Origin of the sequence: Methylobacterium phyllostachyos (genome assembly GCF_900103445.1) — a bacterium.
GTDB lineage: Bacteria > Pseudomonadota > Alphaproteobacteria > Rhizobiales > Beijerinckiaceae > Methylobacterium > Methylobacterium phyllostachyos.
Genome location: NZ_FNHS01000006.1, coordinates 202632 through 221841, shown reverse-complemented (window position 1 = coordinate 221841; position 19210 = coordinate 202632). Strand labels below are relative to the sequence as shown.

Genomic DNA, 19210 nt, shown 5'->3' with positions numbered 1-19210 from the left:
CGGGCCGCCATGCTTCCAGCGGCGGACGGCCATTTGGCCCAGAGCCATGGCGGTTTCCTCGGTACGGACGGTTAGCACAGCGGTAGTGCGTTCCCTTCACACGGGAAAGGTCGCAGGTTCGATCCCTGCACCGTCCACCAGCCTCTCCTTCCCCTAATGTCCGAATGCCCGTGACCGCGCGTCGGTTTGCCGCCCGGTAGGCCCGTGCTAAGGGCGCTCGATCGGTCAATGCATAAGCTTGGGCTGGCCCGATGCGGGTCGCAGTCCCCAGGCAGGGGAAGGGCGGACGTCAGCGATGAAGGATATCCTCGACAAGCTCGAAGAGCGCCGGGCGCAGGCCCGTCTCGGCGGCGGCGAGAGGCGCGTCGAGGCGCAGCACAAGCGCGGCAAGCTGACGGCGCGGGAGCGCATCGAGCTTCTCCTCGACCATGGGTCGTTCGAGGAGTTCGACATGTTCGTGCAGCACCGCTCCACGGATTTCGGCATGGAAGCCCAGAAGATCCCGGGCGACGGCGTCGTGACCGGCTGGGGCACGATCAACGGCCGGACGGTCTTCCTGTTCTCGAAGGACTTCACCGTGTTCGGCGGCTCCCTGTCGGAGGCGCACGCGCAAAAGATCGTGAAAGTCCAGGACATGGCGCTGAAGATGCGCGCGCCGATCATCGGCATCTTCGATGCCGGCGGCGCGCGCATCCAGGAGGGCGTCGCGGCGCTCGGCGGCTACGGTGAAGTGTTTCGCCGCAACGTCATGGCCTCGGGCGTGATCCCGCAGATCTCGGTGATTATGGGGCCGTGCGCTGGCGGCGACGTCTACTCGCCGGCCATGACCGACTTCATCTTCATGGTCCGCGATACGAGCTACATGTTCGTGACCGGTCCCGACGTGGTGAAAACGGTGACCAACGAGGTCGTGACCGCCGAGGAACTCGGCGGCGCCAAGGTTCACACCACCAAGTCATCGATCGCGGACGGCTCGTTCGAGAACGACGTCGAGGCGATTCTCCAGATCCGCCGGCTGCTCGATTTCCTGCCCGCCAACAACACCGACGGCGTGCCGGAACTCACGAGTTTCGACGATGTCGACCGGCTCGATTCCTCCCTCGACACGCTGATCCCCGACAACCCGAACAAGCCCTACGACATGGGCGAGCTGATCCGCCGTATCGTCGATGAGGGCGATTTCTTCGAGATCCAGGCGACCTACGCGCGCAACATCATCACGGGCTTCGGTCGGATCGAGGGGCGGACCGTCGGGTTCGTGGCCAATCAGCCGCTGGTCCTGGCGGGCGTGCTCGATTCGGACGCCTCCCGGAAGGCCGCGCGGTTCGTGCGCTACTGCGACGCCTTCGGCATCCCGATCGTGACCTTCGTGGATGTGCCGGGCTTCCTGCCGGGCACCGCGCAGGAATATGGCGGCCTGATCAAGCACGGCGCCAAGCTGCTGTTTGCCTATTCTCAGGCGACCGTCCCGCTGGTGACGATCATCACCCGAAAAGCCTTCGGCGGGGCCTATGATGTGATGGCCTCCAAGCATGTCGGCGCCGATCTGAATTACGCTTGGCCCACGGCGCAGATCGCCGTCATGGGTGCCAAGGGCGCGGTGGAGATCATCTTCCGCAGCGAGATGGGTGATCCTGAGAAGATCGCGGCGCGGACCGGCGAGTACGAGGACCGATTCCTGTCGCCGTTCGTGGCCGCTGAGCGCGGCTACATCGACGAGGTGATCATGCCGCACTCGACCCGGCGCCGCATCGCCCGGGCGCTCGGCATGCTCCGCACCAAGAAGATGGAGCAGCCCTGGAAGAAGCACGACAACATCCCGCTCTGAGGCGAGATGAGGGGCCGGCGGCGGGTGCCGCCGGCTTCAGCTCCGGTCGCTGTGCTCGATAACGGCGCAGAGGGTCAGCGGTCCCTTGTCGGGCGAGACCATGGCCGAGCACGTGATCCGGGCGCCGCCGAGATCGACGTTGCTGTGGCGGAGCCGGACTGAGGCCGCCTGAGCCTTGTGCGCAGCTTCGGAGATCACGCGGGCATCGATCCCGGTCACGGCGTGCCCCGCATGGCCGAACAGGTCGTAGTAGGTGTCGGGCGGGTTCGCGCCGCGAAACTGCGCGCCGACGGACGACAGGTCCGGGCCGCCGCAGGCGAGCGTCAGCGTCATATCCGGGCTGGCCGAGAAGCTCGCATAATCGCTGCGCCGCTCGGTCGCCTGAGCCGATGTCTCGGCCGTGACTCGGTCGATGAGAGTCTCGCAGGATTGGGCCTGGGCGGAACCGATGCCCGAGGCGAGGCAGGCGAGGGCGAGGAGAGGCAGAAGCGCGCGCATCCCGTGGCAGGTAGCGCGGTCGGGATCGGAAAACGAGCGGCGCGGCGTTCGGGCGCGGGATCGGTCTCGCCCGCCGTCAGGCGGACCTATTTTGCCGATCGTTCAGGCGATAAACCTCGCCGGCCATGAGTTTGCGCCGCAGGTGGGAGATACCCTCCCGCTGCAGCTGACTCGGTGCCGAATGTGCGCCGGCGACTTGGTTCAACATCGCGATGAGTTCCGTGCGCTCGGCGGGTGTCAGCGTCCGCCGGAGCAGCGGCACCAGCGGATCGGCCACCCGCGCAAACGGTAGACGCGCCTGGGTATAGGTCCAAGCCCACTCGAAGCTCGCAGAAATCCGTGCGATTTCCAGCGGCGTCTCCATGAATTCCAGGATCTGGGTCTTCTCGCTCGCCGTGAGCGGGCTGCCCGTGCGCACGAGTTGGATCATCAGGATCGTCGCCGCCAGACGCGGGTCGCGCACGCGCTCCAGCGGTGTACCAGCGATATCCTCGAACGCCGATCCAACCCGGCGCTGCGGTCCCCTGATGTCCCGATCGACATCCCGCAAAGTCTTGACGGTACCGCGAACCCGCAGGATCCAGAACAGAATTGCGACGGTGATGCCGATGAGGACGATGATGAGCGGCATGATCGCTCCCGCCGAGAATCGACGGGAAACGTTTTCATGCGATGCGCAGCAAGTCAAATGCTGCCGCGTGTTGTGACGCGGCCGAGAAGGATACAAGCCGTATTTTTCTAAAGCACAAGCTTTCCAGATCCGCATACGAAAAGATGATCGTTGCGATTCTAGTCAACGGCGACCTTGGGACCTACTCCACTCTTCCAGCTTATCCGGCTGAAAACCGCGATCTAAGACGATTCGGTGCAATCGCATGGAGAGCCCCGACCTCGTATGGTGATGCCGGCGCGGCACTCGAGTGCCTCTATATGACGGCGATGACCTTTCGTCGGCGAGTGCCGCTTCGATGAATCGAGGAAACGCGGCATCGTCTTCAGGCAGCGGGCGCGATCTCGTTCCGGCCGAGTTCGAGGAGGACGATCTCCGGCGGCACGCCGAGCCGCACCGGAATCCGGCTCACGCCAAAGCCCCCGGACACGATCATGTGGCGCCCATCCTGCACGATGTGGCCATAGGCATAATCCTGGCCCCGGACCTTCCGGATCGCGGGTGAGCGTCCGAACAGCCGGACCTGTCCGCCATGGGTATGGCCGGCGAGCGTAAGGGAGACCCGATCGGGCAGCATCGCGAAGATGTCGGGCTCGTGCGCCATCAGGATCACGGGGGCCGCATCCGTGATGGCACCGAGCGTGCGCGGAACATCTGCGTAGCTGAGGTCCTTCCAAGTGTCCTTGAAGGGCTGCTGGTCGGCGAGGCCGGCGAGCCAGAACGGTCGGCCGTCCTTCATCAGCCGCACCGCGGCGTTCTCCATCACGGGGATGCCGCGATCCTCCAACAGGCGTTTGACCGCCGGCGTCCCGCGCCGGGCCGACTGAACCGCCTCGTCGTCCCACCAATCGTGGTTGCCGAGGATCGCATGGGTGCCGAGGGGGGCCCTCAGCGTCTCCATCATCCGGGCGAACTGTCCGAGCGGCAGCTTCCGCCATGCGATCCGGCCTGCCGGGTAATCGCCAAGCAGAAGCACGAGATCGGGCTTAAGCGCGTTGGTGGCATCCACGATCTCGGCGACCCGGTCGAAGGGCATGTACGGCTCGCAGATATGGAAATCCGCCAGCACCGCCACGCGCAGCCGCAAGGCCGGATCCCAGCGCGGCAAAGCTGGTGCGTAGGATGTCACGATGAGGCGATGCATCGGCTCGACATCGAAGGCGTAGACGCCCGTCGCGGCCGTCAGGCCGGCGCTGGCGCCGAGACCCGTCAGGAACTGCCGCCGGCTCGGCAGGATCAGCATCGTTTCATCCGTTGACTGTGGATTTGCCCGGTGCGTCGCTAATCACGCAGTCCGGCAAAAGCGGGGCCGTGTCGCAGACCGCCGACCGTGACATGAGTCGGGTTCAACAAGTCTGAATTTGATGCCAGACCGTGCCCTGCCCTGAGCGCGGGTCTATAAGACCCTGCTTCGTCCAGCGAAAAGAACCCGGATCCCAATGTTGAACCGTCCCCTGCGCATCGGCACCCGCGGCTCGCCGATGGCGCTCGCGCAGACCGGAATGGTGCGCGACCGGATCGTTGCGGCCAATCCGGGCCTGGAGACCGAACTCGTCGTTGTCACGACGGTGGCCGACAAGATTCTGGACCGGCCGCTCTCCGAGATCGGCGGCAAAGGTCTGTTCACCAAGGAACTGGAGCAGGCCCTGTTCGCCGGGGAGGTGGATGTCGCAGTCCACTCGATGAAGGACGTGGAGACCTGGCTGCCCGACGGGCTCGCCATCGCGTGCATCTTGGAGCGCGACGATCCGCGGGACGCCTTCCTGTCACCGCATGCCGACGGGCTTGAGGGTCTACCGGTCGGTGCGCGGGTCGGCACCTCGTCCCTGCGACGGGGCGCCCAGGTCCTGATGCGCCGGCCGGATCTTCGCGTCGTGCCCCTGCGCGGCAACGCCAACACGCGGATGCGCAAGCTCGAAGCCGGCGAATGCGACGCGACGCTGCTCGCCCTGGCGGGCCTCCAGCGCCTCGGCCTGGAGGGCATGGCGCGCAGCGTCCTGTCCGTCGAGGATATGCTGCCCGCCGTGGCCCAAGGGGCCCTTGGCATCGAGTGCCGGGACTCGGACGAGGCGATCCGCGCGTTGCTGGCCCCGATCGCTTGCCCTCGGACGACCACGGCCATTTCAGCCGAGCGGGCGCTCCTGGCCGAGCTCGATGGCTCCTGCCGGACGCCGATCGCCGCCCTGGCCCGGATCGAGGGCGAGACCCTGTCGCTCGACGGCCTGCTGTTCCTTCCGGATGGCAGCCGCCATTGGTCTGTGTCGCGGCAGGGACTGGCCGCGGATGCGGAACGGATCGGGCGCGAGGCTGGGGCCGCCCTCAAGGCGGCGGCCGGCGACACGTATGTGCGCGACCTGAAGTAAGCCCACCACTCAGGCGTCGCCCGGTTTGCGTGGGCTCTGACCGGAGGCCTCGCGGTCGCGGCGGATGCTCCTGCGGACGGCCACCAGTTGCCAGACCCCCAGACCGAACACCACGGCGAAGGGCAGACCGAAATCGAGGGCGGCGAACAGATTCTCGCCCATCGCCGCGCCTCAGGAAGGCGCAGAACGGCCGAAGGCCTCCCGTTCGCGGATGCGTTCCACCAGATCGAGGACGTGAACGACACGGCCGGCGACATCCCACCAGGGCCGCAGGGCGGGCCGCTGACGCAAGGGAGGGAGCGGATGCGCCGTCACCGCATCGATCAGGAACTGCACCTGCGGCAGCGCCGGCGCGGCGAGATCCCCGCAGACAGCCGGAGCCCGGGTCGCCCGGGCGATCAGTGCGAGCTTGCGGACGCCGCCGACGCGAGCCCGGCGGGTGACCGGATCGTGCCCACGCGCCGCGATGACGCGTCCGATCTCGCCGTAGATCAGCCCGGCGGCCCGGATGGCCGGCCGGCAGCGCGGCGGCAGCACGGCGATACCGGCCTCCGCGCGGCGGTAGAGACCATCCGCCTCGGCGAGCAGTCGGGCGACGATGTCGGCGAGCGCAGGGCTCGGCCGCGGGTCGGCCAGGAACGCGTCCGGGTCGAGACCGGCCGCCCGCATCCAGTCGAGCGGCAGGTAGAGCCGGCCCATGCGCGCATCCTCGCCGACATCGCGGGCGATGTTGGTGAGCTGCATCGCCGCCCCGAGGTCGCAGGCGCGGGCGAGCGCGTCGGGACTGCGCACGCCCATGATGAGCGCCATCATCGCCCCGACAGAGCCGGCAACCCGGGCCGCATAGGCGTGCAGCGCGCCGAGGTCGTCGTAGCGCCTCCCCGCGGCATCCCAGGCGAAACCCTCGATGAGGGCCCGCGGCAAAGCTTCCGGGATCGCGCAGGCGGCGACGATTTCCGAGAAGGCCCGGTCGGCGGGGGTATCGGCCGGATCGCCGGCATAGGCCCGGCCGATCCGGCGATCGAGGCGCGCCACCGCGTCGTGGCAGGCGGCCGGGTCCTCAGCCTCGTCCACGAGATCGTCCGAGAGCCGGCAGAAGGCGTAGAGACCGTAGGCCGCCTCGCGGACATCGCCGGGCAGGAGCTGTCCGGCCGCGAAGAAGCTCCTCGACCCATGCCGGATGGCTGTCCGGCAAGCGGTCCGGTCGGCCGCGGCGGCGAATTCAGGCGGTAACGCGGGCATCAGGAACCACGCTGTCGAGGACGCGAGCGGAGGACAGCACGCCGGGCAGGCCAGCGCCGGGATGCGTGCCGGCGCCGACCAGATAGAGGTTGCGCACGTTGCCCGACCGATTGTGCGGCCGAAACCAGGCCGATTGCGTCAGCACGGGCTCCAGTCCGAATCCTGAGCCGCGATAGCTCAGGAAATCATCCTGGAAATCCTGTGGCGTCGTCACCTTCGACGTCACAGTCGCCTCCGACAGACCCGGTAGGACGCTGGATTCGAGAATCTGGGCGATCCGGCGCCGGTACGGCTCAGCCAGCGCGCCCCAATCCTGACCGCCCGCCAGATTCGGCACGGGCGCCAGCACATAGAAGGCGTCGCAACCCGGCGGCGCGAGGCTCGAATCGGTGGCGGTGGGGCGATGCAGGTACAGGCTCGCATCCTCTGCCAGGACCTTGCGGTCGAAGATGTCGGCGAGCAATCCGCGATAGCGCGGTCCCAGCAAGATCGTATGGTGATCGACCTCGGGATAACGCCGCTTCGTACCGAAATACCAGACGAAGAGGCCCATGGAGGAGCGGGCCCGGCGGAACCGACCCGCGCTCCAGCGTTGCGCCTCCGGCAGGAGACGCGCATGCGTCACGGCTGAATCGGCGTTCGAGACCACGAGGTCGGCCGGGATCGTCTCTCCGCTCTCGAGTTCGACCCCGGTGGCCGTTCCGCCCTCGACGCGGATACGCGCGACGTCGGCGCCGAGCCGGACCCGGCCGCCCTGGCTGCGGATCAGCTTCACCAGCCCATCGACCAGTTGTCCGGTGCCCCCCTTGGCGAAATGGACGCCCCAACGCCGCTCCAGATCCGCGATCAAGCAGTAGATTGCGCTGGCCCGGAAGGGATTTCCGCCGATCAGAAGCGGATGGAAGCTGAACACCGTGCGCAGCCGCTCGTCGCGGATGAAGCGCGCCACCACATCGTGGACGGAGCGATGCCCGGACAGGCGCAGGAGGTCCGGGGCGATCTTCATCATCGCGCCGACGCGCCCGAAGGACACATGGCCAAGCTGCTCGAATCCGATGCGGCACACGGCCCTGCTGTGGGCCATGAAACGCTGGTACCCATCCACGTCGTCGGGCGAGAAGCGGGCGACCTCGGCGCGCATGCGCTCGGGATCGCCGCTATAGGCGAAGGACGTGCCGTCGGCGAAACGGATCCGATAGAACGGATCCATCGGCACCAGGGTCACGTCGTCGGAGAGTTTCTGCCCCGCCAGCGTCCAAAGCTCTTCGAAGAGCTGGGGGGCGGTGACGATGGTCGGCCCAGCATCGAACGTAAAACCGTCCTGACGGTGGACCCGGGCACGTCCGCCTGCCTGTTCGAGGCGCTCGAGAACGGTGACCCTGTAGCCGCGGGAACCAAGCCGCACGGCCGCGGCGAGCCCGCCGAATCCCGAGCCGATAACGAGCGCATGCGGTCGCCGATCGTGCCCTGCTTCCAAGCGCTGATCGACCGCGAGTGTCAACATGGGTTGACACTAACAAGCCACCTCGGCAGCGCGCAAGATCGAATTGCGTCCCACAAACGGGATGCCAGCCCTTGGCAGCGGCGCGCCGGAGGGGGCCAGCCGTTGCACCGCAGCCATGCGGACCAGAATTTCTGCGCCTGCGCGGCGATTCTTCGGGCGGACGGCGCTATAGAGCCGTCATCAAATGCGGGACAGGCGAGAAACGAGGCGGGTGATGGACGGCCGGACTCAGACCATCTTTGTCGCGGGCCATCGTGGGATGGTCGGCTCAGCGATCGTGCGTCGCTTACAGGCGCAGGGCCATGCGCACATCCTCACCGCCGACCGGGCGAGCCTCGATCTGCTCGATCAGGCCGCGGTTCGCCGCTACCTCGCCGACAATCGGATCGATCAGGTCTACCTCGCCGCCGCGAAGGTCGGCGGCATCCACGCCAACAACACCTACCCGGCCGAGTTCATCCACGACAACCTCGTCATCCAGACCAACATCATTCACGCCGCCCACACGAGCGGCGTCGATCGGCTGCTGTTCCTCGGTTCGTCGTGCATCTACCCCAAGCTGGCCGAACAGCCCATGCGCGAGGACGCCCTGCTCACGGGCGTCCTGGAGCCGACCAACGAACCCTACGCCATTGCCAAGATCGCCGGCATCAAGATGTGCGAGAGTTACAACCGCCAGTACGGGCGGCGCTATCGCAGCGTGATGCCGACCAACCTCTACGGACCCAACGACAACTTCCACCCCGAGAACGCCCATGTCTTGCCGGCGCTGATGCGCCGCCTGCACGAGGCGAAGGAGGCGGCCCAGGCCAGCGTGACGGTGTGGGGGACCGGCCGGGCCATGCGCGAATTCCTGCATGTCGACGATATGGCGCGGGCCAGCGTGTTCGTGATGGAGATGGAGGATGCGGTCTACGCCGCGAACACGCGGCCGGACCTGTCGCATATCAACGTCGGCACCGGCGAGGATTGCACGATCCGCGAACTGGCCGAGGCGCTCGCACGGGTGATCGGCTACGAGGGCCGACTGGACTTCGACGCGACGAAGCCCGACGGCACGCCGCGCAAACTGATGGACGTGTCGCGGCTCGCGGCCATGGGCTGGCGTCCGGAGATCGGTCTGGAGGACGGTTTGCGCCAGACCTACCGCTGGTTCTTGGACAATCACGCCACCCTGCGTGGCTAACCTCATCCCTGCCGAGGTGCGCGCCGGCTTGCCGAAAGAGCGGACTTCGCAGCGATTGAGAGCCGTACCCGCTCGCGGGGCAAGCGAGCTCGACTCGAAGCCGGGGCGTGCCGTGGTGGCGCTGTCGTAGCGGCCGGAAGGAGAGAGGAATCATGGCTCAACGGCCGTATGACGCTGACGAGCACACGCGACGGCAGAGGTTCCTGAAGCTGTTCCAGAGCTTCGACGCCAACACGCGTTTCCCGGCGCCGTACGTGCAGTTCGCCGGCAAGCCGTTGGCGCCTCTGGCGGACAGGAATTGGCGTTACGACGTCCTGGGCTACCGCAACGACATCCACGCCGATACGCGTCCCGCCTCGGAGACGCTGCGCGTCTTCGTGGTTGGCGACAGCACCCTCGTCGACGGACAGGTCTTCGCCGACACGGTGCCTGGTCGACTCGAGAGTGGCTTGAAGCGCATCCACGGCGAAGGCGCGCGCGTCTACAATTTCGGCGCGATCTCCGCTTGCCTGAATCAAATGATCGCCCTGATCACCACCCGGCTCATGGATCTCCAGCCGGACGTGATCCTGATCGTCGGTGGCGGCACCGACATCTTCCAGCCCTGGAGTTTCGATCCGCGGGCGGGTTGTCCATACAATCACTTCGTCAGCGAATGCCTCCACGGCTTCTTTTTCGACCAGACGGGTGCGGAAACCGACGCGGAGGAGCTGTCCTACGACCGTCTGCAGGAGATGATCTTCAATCGTCTCGAGAACCTGCGCGCTTTGACGAACTGGCAATCGGACATCTGGGAATGGGAGGTGGTACGGCAGTTTGAAGTGTCGTTGAAGCGCCTCGCCCGGTTAGCGCCTGGCATCGGTGCACCGGTCCGGTTCTATCTGCAGCCCACGATCGTCCGTAAAACCGAGCTTGCGGCCGACGAGGAAACCGTCGCCTCCGGCCCCTTCCTGGCCTATCTCGATAGGCAGTACACGCGGTTCGCAGGCGTGCTCGACCGGCTCGACCTTGCCGGCGGCGGCCAAGCGCCCTTCGCGGTGCAAGACCTCAGCAAGCTGTTCGAGGGTGAGAGCCGTCACCTGTTCACCGACATCGTGCACGTGACGTCCGAGGGCCGTCAGATGGTGGCCGACCGGCTGCAGGCAGAGATCGCGGCTTTCCTGGATACTCGGACCGGGACTTCGGTCTGAGGTATGGTGGAGCCGATCGTCTTCATCGGAGACTCGATCACCGAGCAATGGGGTTTCCACCGTGCCGAGACCTTCGCGGCCTATGGTCTGATCCCCCGCGGGGGATCGGGCCAGACGGCGCGCTGGATCACCATGCGGTTCCGCCGCGACCTCGAAGAAACCGGCGCCCGGGGCGTCCACCTCCTGTGCGGCGTGAACGATATCGGCCGTAACGAGGGGTTCTTCGTTCCCGCCGATGAAATTGCCCGCACAATCGCCGGCATGCTCGACGAGGCGCGGGCGATGGGGGTGAAGGCCTGGGTGGGTTCTATCATGCCGGCCGCCCGGATCCCGTGGAATCCGGAGGTGCGGGATGCCCCAGCCATGATCATGGCGGTCAACACGTGGCTCCGGGAGCACGCGCACGAGCACGGGGCGACCTATATCGACTACTTCTCCATCCTGGCGGATTCATCCGGCGCCCTGCGGAAAGCGTACGGGACGGACGGGCTTCACCTCAGCCGGGCCGGCTATGCGGCGATCGAGCCGTTGATGCTGTCGTCGCTTGGGCGCGGTCCGACCGGCACCGAAGCCGTCGTCACGCCCGCGCCCTCCCCATGGCGTCGCCGCGCCGTGGGCTTCGTGATCGCTGCGGCGATGCTGGCCGCCATCGCTGCCCTGGTCCTCGCCAGCCGCTGATCAGAGGCGGCGCACCGCCCCGTGGGCGGCGCTCGTCGTCAGCATCGCGTAGGCGCGCAATGCCGCGCTGACCTTGCGCTTGCGCGGGCTCGCCGGCTGCCAGCCCGCCGCCGCTTGCGCGGCCCGCCGCCGCTGCAACTCCACCTCCTCCACGTCGAGGCGGATGCTGCGGTTCGGGATGTCGATGGCGATGGTGTCGCCGTCGCGCACGAGGCCGATCAGGCCGCCCTCGGCCGCCTCCGGCGAGACATGGCCGATCGACAGGCCGGAGGAACCGCCGGAGAACCGCCCGTCGGTGACCAGCGCGCAGGCTTTGCCGAGCCCCTTCGATTTGAGGTAGCTCGTCGGATAGAGCATCTCCTGCATGCCGGGACCACCGCGGGGGCCCTCGTAGCGGATCAGCACGACCTCGCCGGCCTTCACCTTGCCGTTGAGGATGCCATCGACGGCCGCATCCTGGCTCTCGAAGACCCTGGCCGTCCCTTCGAAGGTCAGGATCGAGGCATCGACGCCGGCCGTCTTCACGATGCAGCCCTGCTCGGCGAGGTTGCCGTACAGCACCGCGAGGCCGCCATCCTGCGAATAGGCGTGCGCGGCTTCGCGGATCACGCCACCCTCGCGGTCGAGATCCAGCGCGTCGAAGCGGGATTCCTGGCTGAACGCCACCTGGGTCGGCACGCCACCGGGCGCCGCCCGGTAAAAGGTTTGGACCGAGGCGGACGGTTCGCCGCGTACGTCCCAGCGGGCGAGCGCGCCGCCGAGCGTCCCGGCCGAGACGTTGCCGACCGTGGTGTCGATCAGGCCGGCCCGGTCGAGCTCGCCCAGGATGCCCATGATGCCGCCGGCCCGGTGCACGTCCTCCATGTGGACGTTGGCGACCGCCGGGGCGACCTTACACAGCACCGGCACCCGGCGGGATAGGCGGTCGATGTCGGCCATGGTGAACGGCACCTCGCCCTCGTGGGCGGCGGCGAGCAGATGCAGCACGGTGTTGGTCGAGCCGCCCATGGCGATGTCGAGGGTCATGGCGTTCTCGAACGCCTTGAAGCTCGCCACCGCCCGGGGCAGCACGCCGGCATCGTCCTGCTCGTAATGGCGCCGGGCGAGATCCACGATCAGATGCCCGGCCTCCACGAACAGCCGCTTGCGGTCAGCATGGGTGGCCAGCACCGAGCCGTTGCCGGGCAGCGCGAGGCCGAGGGCCTCGGTCAGGCAGTTCATCGAGTTCGCCGTGAACATGCCCGAGCACGAGCCGCAGGTCGGACAGGCCGAGCGCTCGATCACCGCGACGTCGTCATCGGAGATCCGGTCGTCGGCCGCCGCGATCATGGCATCGACCAGATCGACCTTCTTGGCGATGCCCGGCAGCTGCACCTTGCCGGCCTCCATGGGGCCGCCGGAGACGAACACGGTCGGGATGTTGAGGCGGAGCGTCGCCATCAGCATACCGGGGGTGATCTTGTCGCAGTTCGAGATGCACACCATCGCGTCGGCGCAGTGCGCGTTGACCATGTACTCGACCGAATCGGCGATCAGTTCCCGGGAGGGAAGCGAGTACAGCATCCCGTCATGGCCCATGGCGATGCCGTCATCGACCGCAATCGTGTTGAACTCCTTGGCGACGCCGCCGGCCGCCTCGATCTCGCGGGCCACGAGCTGGCCGAGATCCTTCAGGTGGACGTGGCCGGGCACGAACTGCGTGAAGGAGTTCACGACCGCGATGATCGGCTTGCCGAAATCGCCGTCCTTCATGCCGGTGGCGCGCCAGAGGCCACGGGCGCCGGCCATGTTGCGGCCATGGGTGGTGGTGCGGGAACGATAGGCGGGCATCGCGGGATTCGATCGGTTCGAAGGTGGAGGGCTTCTGCGCTCGCAACCGTCCGACCGCAAGCGTCGCCGAGGGCCACGCATCCGTGGCATGCTCGCGGCAGATACCGCAGGCGGCGAGGTGACGATGGACCAGGTAGACTTCCTGCGGCGGACGATCGACCAGGGCCAAGGGCGGAGCGAGGCCGACCTCGTGCTGAAGGGCGGCCGCTTCCTCGATCTCGTCACCGGCGACCTCGTCGCCTCCGACATCGCCATCTGCGGCGATCGGATCGTGGGCACCTTCGGCAGCTATCGTGGAAGGCGCGAGATCGACATCACCGGCCGGATCGTGGTGCCGGGCTTCATCGACACACATTTCCACGTCGAATCCTCGCTGATGCCGCCGCAGGAATTCGAGCGCTGCGTCCTGCCGCACGGGGTCACCACCGGGATCTGCGATCCGCACGAGATGGCCAACGTCCTCGGGACAGACGCCTTCACGTGGTTCCTCGAATCCGCCGGGACGCTCGCCATGGACCTGCGGGTGCAGCTCTCGGCCTGCGTCCCGGCCACCGATCACCTCGAGACCTCCGGCGCGCGGATCACGGCCGCCGACCTGCTGCCCTTCGCCCACCATCCGAAGGTGATCGGGCTGGCGGAGTTCATGAACTTTCCCGGCGTGCTGGCCGGCGATCCCACGGTCTTGGAGAAACTGGCGGCCTTCGCGGGCCGGCACATCGACGGTCACGCGCCGCTGCTGCGCGGCCACGCCCTCAACGGCTACATCGCGGCCGGCATCCGCACGGAGCACGAGGCGACGACGCCCGAGGAGGCGCTCGAAAAGCTCTCCAAGGGCATGACCGTGCTGATCCGCGAGGGCTCGGTGTCCAAGGATCTGCACGCCCTGGCGCCGATCCTGACCGAGCGCACGGCGCCGTTCCTGGCCTTCTGCACCGACGACCGGAACCCGCTCGACATCGCTGAGGAAGGCCACCTCGATTACGTCATCCGCACTGCCATCGCTCTGGGTGCGCCGCCGCTGGCAGCCTACCGGGCGGCCTCGTGGTCGGCCGCGCGGGCCTTCGGGCTGCACGACCGGGGCCTCGTCGCTCCGGGGCAGCGGGCCGACCTCGTGGTGCTGGATGACCTCGACACTTGCGCCGTGTCACAGGTCTTCAGAGCCGGACGCGCGGTGAACGCATCCCTGTTCGACGCCCGCCCGCCGGTCGCGCCGATCGGACGTGGCAGCCTGCGGGCGCGACACGTGACGGCCGCCGACTTCGCCGCGCCGGGCTCCGGACCGTCGACGCCGGTCATCGGCGTCGTCCCGGGTAAGATCATCACCCTCCGCCACGATCTCACCCTGCCCTATTCCGGGGGCGAGCGCCGGGTCGATCTCGACCAGGATGTCATCAAGGTGGCCGTGGTGGAGCGGCACGGCCGGACGGCGCCGGGGGAACGCGGCATCGGCGTCGCGTTCGTGAAGGGTTTCGGCCTGAAACGGGGGGCGATCGCCTCCTCGGTCGGGCATGACAGCCACAACATCACGGTGGTCGGGGTCGATGAGGCTGACATGGCGGTGGCCGTGAACCGCCTCGGCGCGATCGAAGGCGGCTTCGTCGTGGTGGAGGGTGAGCGTGTCCTCGCCGAAATCGCCCTACCCCTGGCCGGGCTGATGAGCCTCGCGCCGTTCGACGCGATTCGCGCCTCGCTCGTGACGCTGCGGGCCGCCGCGAAGGGCCTCGGCGTCGTGCTGCCCGAGCCGTTCCTGCAGGTGGCGTTCCTGCCCCTGCCCGTGATCCCGCACCTCAAGATCACCGACCGCGGCCTCGTGGACGTCGATCGCTTCGCGCTGATCGATCCCTGAAATTAAATTGCGCACAATCTATTTTGGACCTATACAGAGCGCTGCCGGCGCCTACACGCCGACTCCCATTCGTTGGACCGGAGATTGCCCATGTCCGTTGACGTGAAGTACCGCACCACCGCTACCGCCACCGGGGGCCGCGATGGCACCGCCCGGACGGCTGATGGCAGCTTCGAGGTCAAGCTCTCCACCCCGAAGGAACTCGGCGGCGCCGGTGGTTCGGGCGCGAACCCGGAGCAGCTCTTCGCCTCCGGTTACTCGGCTTGCTTCCTCGGCGCGATGAAGGCCGTCGCCCCCTCGCTGCAGCTGAAGGTCCCAACCGACACCAGCGTCACCGCCGAGGTCGGCATCGGCCCGCGCTCCGAGGGCGGCTTCGGCATCACCGCCGACCTGACGATCAGCCTGCCCGGCCTCGACCACGCAGACGCGCAGAAGCTCGTGGACGCCGCCCATCAGGTGTGCCCGTACTCGAACGCCACCCGTGGCAACGTCAACGTCGGGCTGAAGGTCGCCTGATCGGGCAGCGGGGGGCCTCGCCCGTCCGCGGCCCCCACGGTAGGTCGCGCTGAGCACGTAAATCGGGGGCGTTGCTGCGCCCCCGTCCTTGCCCGTGCAGCGCAGGCATCACATCGGAATGTGTGATGCCGGGGCTCATCGCGTCCCTGGGTCGCTGCGCTAGGCTCGCGATGATGGCGCGGGTCGATAAGTATCCGTCCCATCAAACGTGACGCCCTCGAACCCGCTCTCAGCCTGGACCAGCGGATTGCACGGCTTCATGGCGCTGTAGGCGTGGCCGGCTCCGTCGCCGGATATGTCGACGGTGATCAGGTGCGGATGACAGGCGCATAGGTCCGAAGCCGACGCATGCTCCAGCATCAGCAAGCCGCGCTGTGTGGTAGTTACGGCGACTGCCTGCTCCGGGGCGAGGACGGTCAGTCCGCGCAACGCCAGGGTCTGGCTGATCCACGTCCTCTGGTCCGGGGCCATGCGGGCCGGCCCGGGCTCAGTTGGTTCGGAGCCCGTTTTCGCCAGGCGGGGAAGAGTGCCGAGCGCGCCGCTCGCGCAAGCTTTCATGAGTCAGCGCGAGCGCAGAGAGGCAATCCAGGGCAGCGCCAAACTTCCATTGGCGGCGTCACACCGGGGTGCCCCCCCTGCGCAAGCAAGTACAGCGGGGATCCTCGATCACTCCGCGGCGCGAAGCGCGGGTGGTCCACGGACTTCTTCGATCGGCCCGGCCTCGGTCTCGTTGAGTACCGCGTCGACCGCCTGTGGCTTGTCCTTGAACGAGAAGCGGTGCGCCAGCCGGTCGAGATAGATGTAGATCACCGGCGTCGTGAACAGCGTCAGGATCTGGCTGACCGCGAGCCCACCCACCATGGCGTAACCCAGGGGCTGCCGGATCTCGGAGCCGGTCCCGTGCGCGAACATCAGCGGGATGCCGCCCAGCAGCGCCGCCATCGTGGTCATCAGGATCGGCCGGAAACGCAGCAGGGCGGCTTTCCGGATCGCCTCCTCGGGGCTGAGCCCCTCCTCACGCTCGGCGACAATCGCGAAATCGACCAGCATGATGCCGTTCTTCTTCACGATACCGATGAGCAGGATGATGCCGATCAGCGCGATCAGGCTGAAGTCGAACCCCGCCCACATCAGCACCGCCAGGGCGCCAACGCCAGCCGAGGGCAGCGTCGAGAGGATCGTGATGGGGTGGATGAAGCTTTCGTACAGGATGCCCAGGATCAGGTAGACCACGAACAGGGCCGCCAGGATCAGCAGCGGCACGGTCGAGAGCGACTGCTGGAACGCCTGTGCGGTGCCCTGGAAGCCGGTCGCCACCGTGGGGGGCACCTGCAATTCCCGCATCGCTCGGCCGATCGCCTCTGTCGCCTGACCGAGGGCGACATCGGGGGCGAGGTTGAAGCTGATCGTCACCGCCGGAAACTGGCCCTGGTGGTTCACCACGAGCGGCGCGACCGGGACGGTCGTCCAGTGGGCGAAGGCCGCGAGCGGCACCTGACCGCCGCCGTTCGGCGCCTTGATGTAGATCTTGTCGAGGCTCTCGACGCTGCCTTGCAGGGACGGCAGCACCTCCAGCACCACATGGTAGCTGTTGAGCTGGGTGAAGTACTGCGCGATCTGCCGCTGGCCGAACGCATCGTAGAGGGTGTCGTCGATGAGCTGGGGCGTGATGCCGTAGCGCGAGGCGGCGTCGCGGTCGATGGACAGCGTCAGGGTCGTGCCCCGGTCCTGCTGGTCGGTCGCGACGTCGCGCAGCTCCGGCAGGGTCTTCAGCTTGGCGAGGATCTTCGGCGCCCAGGTGCTCAGCTCAGTGAGATTGGGGTCCTGAAGCGTGTACTCGAACTGCGTTCGCGAGGTGCGCCCGCCGGTGCGCACGTCCTGCGTCGCCTGGATGTAGGTCCGGATCCCCTCGACCTGCTCGAGCTTCGGGCGAAGGCGGCCGATCACTTGGAACGCGTTGACGTCGCGATCATCCCGGGGTTTGAGCGTGATGTACATGCGCCCGGAATTCAGCGCCTGGCCGTTGCCACCGAGCGACATGCCGACCGTCGCCACCGCCGGGTCGGCCTGGACGATGGCGCCCACCTTCTCCTGCAACGCCTTCATCGCCGAGAAGGAGATGTCCTGCCCGGCTTCGGTCACGCCGATCATGAAGCCGGTGTCCTGCTGCGGGAAGAAGCCCTTCGGGATTGCCACGAACAGGTAGCCGGTCAGGGCCAGCGTCGCGAAGAAGACGAGCAGCGTGACTTTGCGGAACCGCAGGGCGACGTCGAGGGCGTCCTCGTAGACGGACAGGATCCAGTCGAACCCGGCCTCGCTCATCCGGTAGAGGCGGCCATGGCGCGCGGCGCCGTGCGGCTTGAGGAGCCGCGAGGCCATCATCGGCGTCAGAGTCAGCGAGACGAAGGCCGAAACCGCGATGGTCATCGACAGCACGACGGCGAACTCGCGGAACAGCCGACCAATGATGCCGCCCATCAGGAGGAGCGGGATCAGCACCGCGATCAACGACACCGAGATCGACACGATCGTGAAGCCGATCTCGCCCGCGCCCTTGAAGGCGGCCTCCATGGGCCGCATCCCGTCCTCGATATAGCGGCTGATATTCTCCAGGACGACGATGGCGTCGTCGACCACGAAGCCCACGGAGATCGTCAGCGCCATGAGCGAGAGATTGTCGAGGGTGTAGCCCGCCATCCACATCAGCGCGCAGGCGCCGAGCAGCGCGAGCGGCACCGTCACGCTCGGGATCACGGTCGCCCAGAAGCTGCGCAGGAACACGAAGATCACCGCCACCACCAGCACGATGGTGAGCAGCAGCGTGAACTGCACATCCTCTACGGAGGCGCGGATCGTCTGGGTGCGGTCGCTGAGGATGTCGATCTTGATGGCGGCCGGGAGCGTCGCGGTCAGCTGCGGCAGCTGGGCCTTGATGCTGTCCACCGTGTCGATCACGTTGGCGCCGGGCTGCTTGAACACGACGAGGAAGACGCCGCGCTTGCCGTTGGTCCAGCCGGCCTGCTTCATGTCCTCGGGCCCCGCGACCGCGCGGCCGATGTCGTGCACCCGCAGGGGCGCGCCGTTCTGGTAGGCGACGATCACGTCGTTCCAGTTCTTGGCCGCGGTGAGCTGGTCGTTGGCATAGATCGTGTAGCTGTGGCTGCCGCCGTCGATGCTGCCCTTGGGGTTATTGACGGTCGTCAGGGTCAGCTGCGTGCGCACGTCCTCCAGGGACAGGCCCTTGGCCACGAGCTTGGCGGGATCGAGCTGGATGCGGATGGCGGGCTTCTGCTGGCCGCCGATGAAGACCTGCGCGACGCCGGAAATCTGGCTGATGCGCTGGGCGAGCTGGATATCGACCGCGTCGTCCACGTCGATCAGCGGCATGCTGTCTGAGGTGGCGGAAAGCAGAAGGATCGGTGAGTCCGCCGGGTTGACCTTCCGGTATGTCGGCGGTGTCGGCAGGTTCTTCGGGAGCTGGCCGCTGGCGGCGTTGATCGCCGCCTGGATGTCGCTGGCGGCGCCGTCGATGTTGCGGTTCAGGTCGAACTGAACCGTGATCGAAGAGATCCCGAGGGAACTCTGCGACGTCATCTGCGACACGCCCGGGATCTGCGAGAATTGCCGTTCCAGGGGCTGCGCCACGGAGGACGCCATCGTCTCCGGGCTTGCACCAGGCAATTGCGCGGTCACCTGGATCGTCGGGAAATCCACCTGCGGCAGCGGCGCGACGCCGAGCAGCGGATAGGCGACGATCCCGATGAACAGGATGCCGACCATGATCAGCGTGGTCGCCACCGGGAACCGGATGAAGGGCGCGGAGATGCCGCCTTTCATCGCCAGCCCCGGCGGCCCGCCC

Annotated in this window: 16 protein-coding genes and 1 tRNA gene; 8 read left to right on the top strand and 9 right to left on the bottom strand. The window is 67.3% G+C overall.

Going from position 1 to position 19210, the window contains the following annotated elements:
- Window positions 1-65: 65 nt before the first annotated feature.
- Together BLQ49_RS11715 and BLQ49_RS11710 are read left to right on the top strand one after the other, a co-directional pair.
- A tRNA-Val gene (locus BLQ49_RS11715) sits at window positions 66-140 on the top strand.
- Between the two features lie 155 nt (window positions 141-295).
- Window positions 296-1828 carry an acyl-CoA carboxylase subunit beta gene (locus BLQ49_RS11710; RefSeq protein ID WP_091716001.1) on the top strand — a complete coding sequence of 511 codons (1533 nt, stop codon included), beginning with the start codon at window positions 296-298 and terminating at the stop codon, window positions 1826-1828.
- A 36-nt stretch (window positions 1829-1864) separates the two neighbouring features.
- Here BLQ49_RS11710 and BLQ49_RS11705 read toward each other — a convergent pair whose 3' ends face one another.
- From BLQ49_RS11705 to BLQ49_RS11695, 3 genes are all read right to left on the bottom strand, one after another.
- Entirely contained in the window at window positions 1865-2326 is a 462-nt protein-coding gene (locus BLQ49_RS11705; RefSeq protein WP_091715999.1) for an ABC transporter ATPase, read from the bottom strand.
- Window positions 2327-2402: 76 nt separating this feature from the next.
- Window positions 2403-2957 carry a hypothetical protein gene (locus BLQ49_RS11700; RefSeq protein WP_091715998.1) on the bottom strand — a complete coding sequence of 185 codons (555 nt, stop codon included), beginning with the start codon at window positions 2955-2957 and terminating at the stop codon, window positions 2403-2405.
- 364 nt (window positions 2958-3321) lie between these two features.
- A complete protein-coding gene (locus tag BLQ49_RS11695; protein WP_091715996.1) occupies window positions 3322-4239 on the bottom strand; it encodes a metallophosphoesterase in 918 nt (305 codons plus the stop codon).
- 196 nt (window positions 4240-4435) lie between these two features.
- Here BLQ49_RS11695 and hemC point away from each other — a divergent pair, with 196 nt between their 5' ends.
- Window positions 4436-5359, top strand: a complete 924-nt coding sequence (hemC, locus tag BLQ49_RS11690) for a hydroxymethylbilane synthase (RefSeq protein WP_091715995.1) — start codon at window positions 4436-4438, stop codon at window positions 5357-5359.
- Between the two features lie 9 nt (window positions 5360-5368).
- On the opposite strand, the gene BLQ49_RS29665 is transcribed toward hemC, so the two are convergent.
- Genes BLQ49_RS29665 through BLQ49_RS11680 form a run of 3 tightly spaced genes read right to left on the bottom strand, consistent with a single transcriptional unit; the run spans window position 5369 to window position 8105 of the window.
- The gene (locus BLQ49_RS29665) at window positions 5369-5521 is read right to left on the bottom strand and encodes a hypothetical protein (protein ID WP_167627691.1); all 153 of its coding nucleotides are present in this window, start codon (window positions 5519-5521) and stop codon (window positions 5369-5371) included.
- A gap of 9 nt (window positions 5522-5530) precedes the next feature.
- Window positions 5531-6601: a phytoene/squalene synthase family protein gene (locus BLQ49_RS11685; protein WP_091715993.1), complete on the bottom strand. Its 1071-nt coding sequence runs from the start codon at window positions 6599-6601 to the stop codon at window positions 5531-5533.
- On the bottom strand, window positions 6582-8105 hold the full coding sequence (locus BLQ49_RS11680) for a phytoene desaturase (protein WP_091715992.1): 1524 nt from the start codon (window positions 8103-8105) through the stop codon (window positions 6582-6584). The genes BLQ49_RS11685 and BLQ49_RS11680 overlap by 20 nt, the downstream gene beginning before the upstream one ends.
- Before the next feature lie 214 nt (window positions 8106-8319).
- On the opposite strand from BLQ49_RS11680, the gene fcl reads away from it, so the two are divergent.
- The 3 genes from fcl (at window position 8320) to BLQ49_RS11665 (ending at window position 11159) form a co-directional block, all read left to right on the top strand.
- Window positions 8320-9291 (top strand): GDP-L-fucose synthase, encoded by a 972-nt coding sequence (fcl, locus tag BLQ49_RS11675; RefSeq protein WP_091715990.1) that lies wholly within the window; start codon window positions 8320-8322, stop codon window positions 9289-9291.
- Window positions 9292-9443: 152 nt separating this feature from the next.
- Window positions 9444-10481 carry an SGNH/GDSL hydrolase family protein gene (locus BLQ49_RS11670; RefSeq protein WP_091715988.1) on the top strand — a complete coding sequence of 346 codons (1038 nt, stop codon included), beginning with the start codon at window positions 9444-9446 and terminating at the stop codon, window positions 10479-10481.
- A gap of 3 nt (window positions 10482-10484) precedes the next feature.
- The gene (locus tag BLQ49_RS11665) at window positions 10485-11159 is read left to right on the top strand and encodes a GDSL-type esterase/lipase family protein (protein WP_091715986.1); all 675 of its coding nucleotides are present in this window, start codon (window positions 10485-10487) and stop codon (window positions 11157-11159) included.
- Here BLQ49_RS11665 and ilvD read toward each other — a convergent pair whose 3' ends face one another.
- Window positions 11160-12989 carry a dihydroxy-acid dehydratase gene (gene ilvD, locus BLQ49_RS11660; RefSeq protein ID WP_091715985.1) on the bottom strand — a complete coding sequence of 610 codons (1830 nt, stop codon included), beginning with the start codon at window positions 12987-12989 and terminating at the stop codon, window positions 11160-11162.
- Between the two features lie 124 nt (window positions 12990-13113).
- Between ilvD and ade the strand changes: the two genes are divergently transcribed.
- Both ade and BLQ49_RS11650 read left to right on the top strand, forming a co-directional pair.
- Window positions 13114-14835, top strand: a complete 1722-nt coding sequence (gene ade / locus BLQ49_RS11655; RefSeq protein ID WP_091716202.1) for an adenine deaminase — start codon at window positions 13114-13116, stop codon at window positions 14833-14835.
- Between the two features lie 90 nt (window positions 14836-14925).
- Window positions 14926-15351: an organic hydroperoxide resistance protein gene (locus BLQ49_RS11650; RefSeq protein WP_091715984.1), complete on the top strand. Its 426-nt coding sequence runs from the start codon at window positions 14926-14928 to the stop codon at window positions 15349-15351.
- 159 nt (window positions 15352-15510) lie between these two features.
- Here BLQ49_RS11650 and BLQ49_RS30770 read toward each other — a convergent pair whose 3' ends face one another.
- Window positions 15511-15822: a hypothetical protein gene (locus BLQ49_RS30770; protein WP_091715982.1), complete on the bottom strand. Its 312-nt coding sequence runs from the start codon at window positions 15820-15822 to the stop codon at window positions 15511-15513.
- A gap of 195 nt (window positions 15823-16017) precedes the next feature.
- Window positions 16018-19188 carry an efflux RND transporter permease subunit gene (locus BLQ49_RS11640; RefSeq protein WP_091715981.1) on the bottom strand — a complete coding sequence of 1057 codons (3171 nt, stop codon included), beginning with the start codon at window positions 19186-19188 and terminating at the stop codon, window positions 16018-16020.
- Between the last annotated feature and the right edge of the window lie 22 nt (window positions 19189-19210).

Coding starts and splice junctions, on each gene's coding strand:
- BLQ49_RS11710 (WP_091716001.1), top strand. CDS start 296: ATGAAGGATATCCTCGACAAGCTCGAAGAGCGCCGGGCGCAGGCCCGT.
- BLQ49_RS11705 (WP_091715999.1), bottom strand. CDS start 2,326: ATGCGCGCGCTTCTGCCTCTCCTCGCCCTCGCCTGCCTCGCCTCGGGC.
- BLQ49_RS11700 (WP_091715998.1), bottom strand. CDS start 2,957: ATGCCGCTCATCATCGTCCTCATCGGCATCACCGTCGCAATTCTGTTC.
- BLQ49_RS11695 (WP_091715996.1), bottom strand. CDS start 4,239: ATGCTGATCCTGCCGAGCCGGCGGCAGTTCCTGACGGGTCTCGGCGCC.
- hemC (WP_091715995.1), top strand. CDS start 4,436: ATGTTGAACCGTCCCCTGCGCATCGGCACCCGCGGCTCGCCGATGGCG.
- BLQ49_RS29665 (WP_167627691.1), bottom strand. CDS start 5,521: ATGGGCGAGAATCTGTTCGCCGCCCTCGATTTCGGTCTGCCCTTCGCC.
- BLQ49_RS11685 (WP_091715993.1), bottom strand. CDS start 6,601: ATGCCCGCGTTACCGCCTGAATTCGCCGCCGCGGCCGACCGGACCGCT.
- BLQ49_RS11680 (WP_091715992.1), bottom strand. CDS start 8,105: ATGTTGACACTCGCGGTCGATCAGCGCTTGGAAGCAGGGCACGATCGG.
- fcl (WP_091715990.1), top strand. CDS start 8,320: ATGGACGGCCGGACTCAGACCATCTTTGTCGCGGGCCATCGTGGGATG.
- BLQ49_RS11670 (WP_091715988.1), top strand. CDS start 9,444: ATGGCTCAACGGCCGTATGACGCTGACGAGCACACGCGACGGCAGAGG.
- BLQ49_RS11665 (WP_091715986.1), top strand. CDS start 10,485: ATGGTGGAGCCGATCGTCTTCATCGGAGACTCGATCACCGAGCAATGG.
- ilvD (WP_091715985.1), bottom strand. CDS start 12,989: ATGCCCGCCTATCGTTCCCGCACCACCACCCATGGCCGCAACATGGCC.
- ade (WP_091716202.1), top strand. CDS start 13,114: ATGGACCAGGTAGACTTCCTGCGGCGGACGATCGACCAGGGCCAAGGG.
- BLQ49_RS11650 (WP_091715984.1), top strand. CDS start 14,926: ATGTCCGTTGACGTGAAGTACCGCACCACCGCTACCGCCACCGGGGGC.
- BLQ49_RS30770 (WP_091715982.1), bottom strand. CDS start 15,822: ATGGCCCCGGACCAGAGGACGTGGATCAGCCAGACCCTGGCGTTGCGC.
- BLQ49_RS11640 (WP_091715981.1), bottom strand. CDS start 19,188: ATGAAAGGCGGCATCTCCGCGCCCTTCATCCGGTTCCCGGTGGCGACC.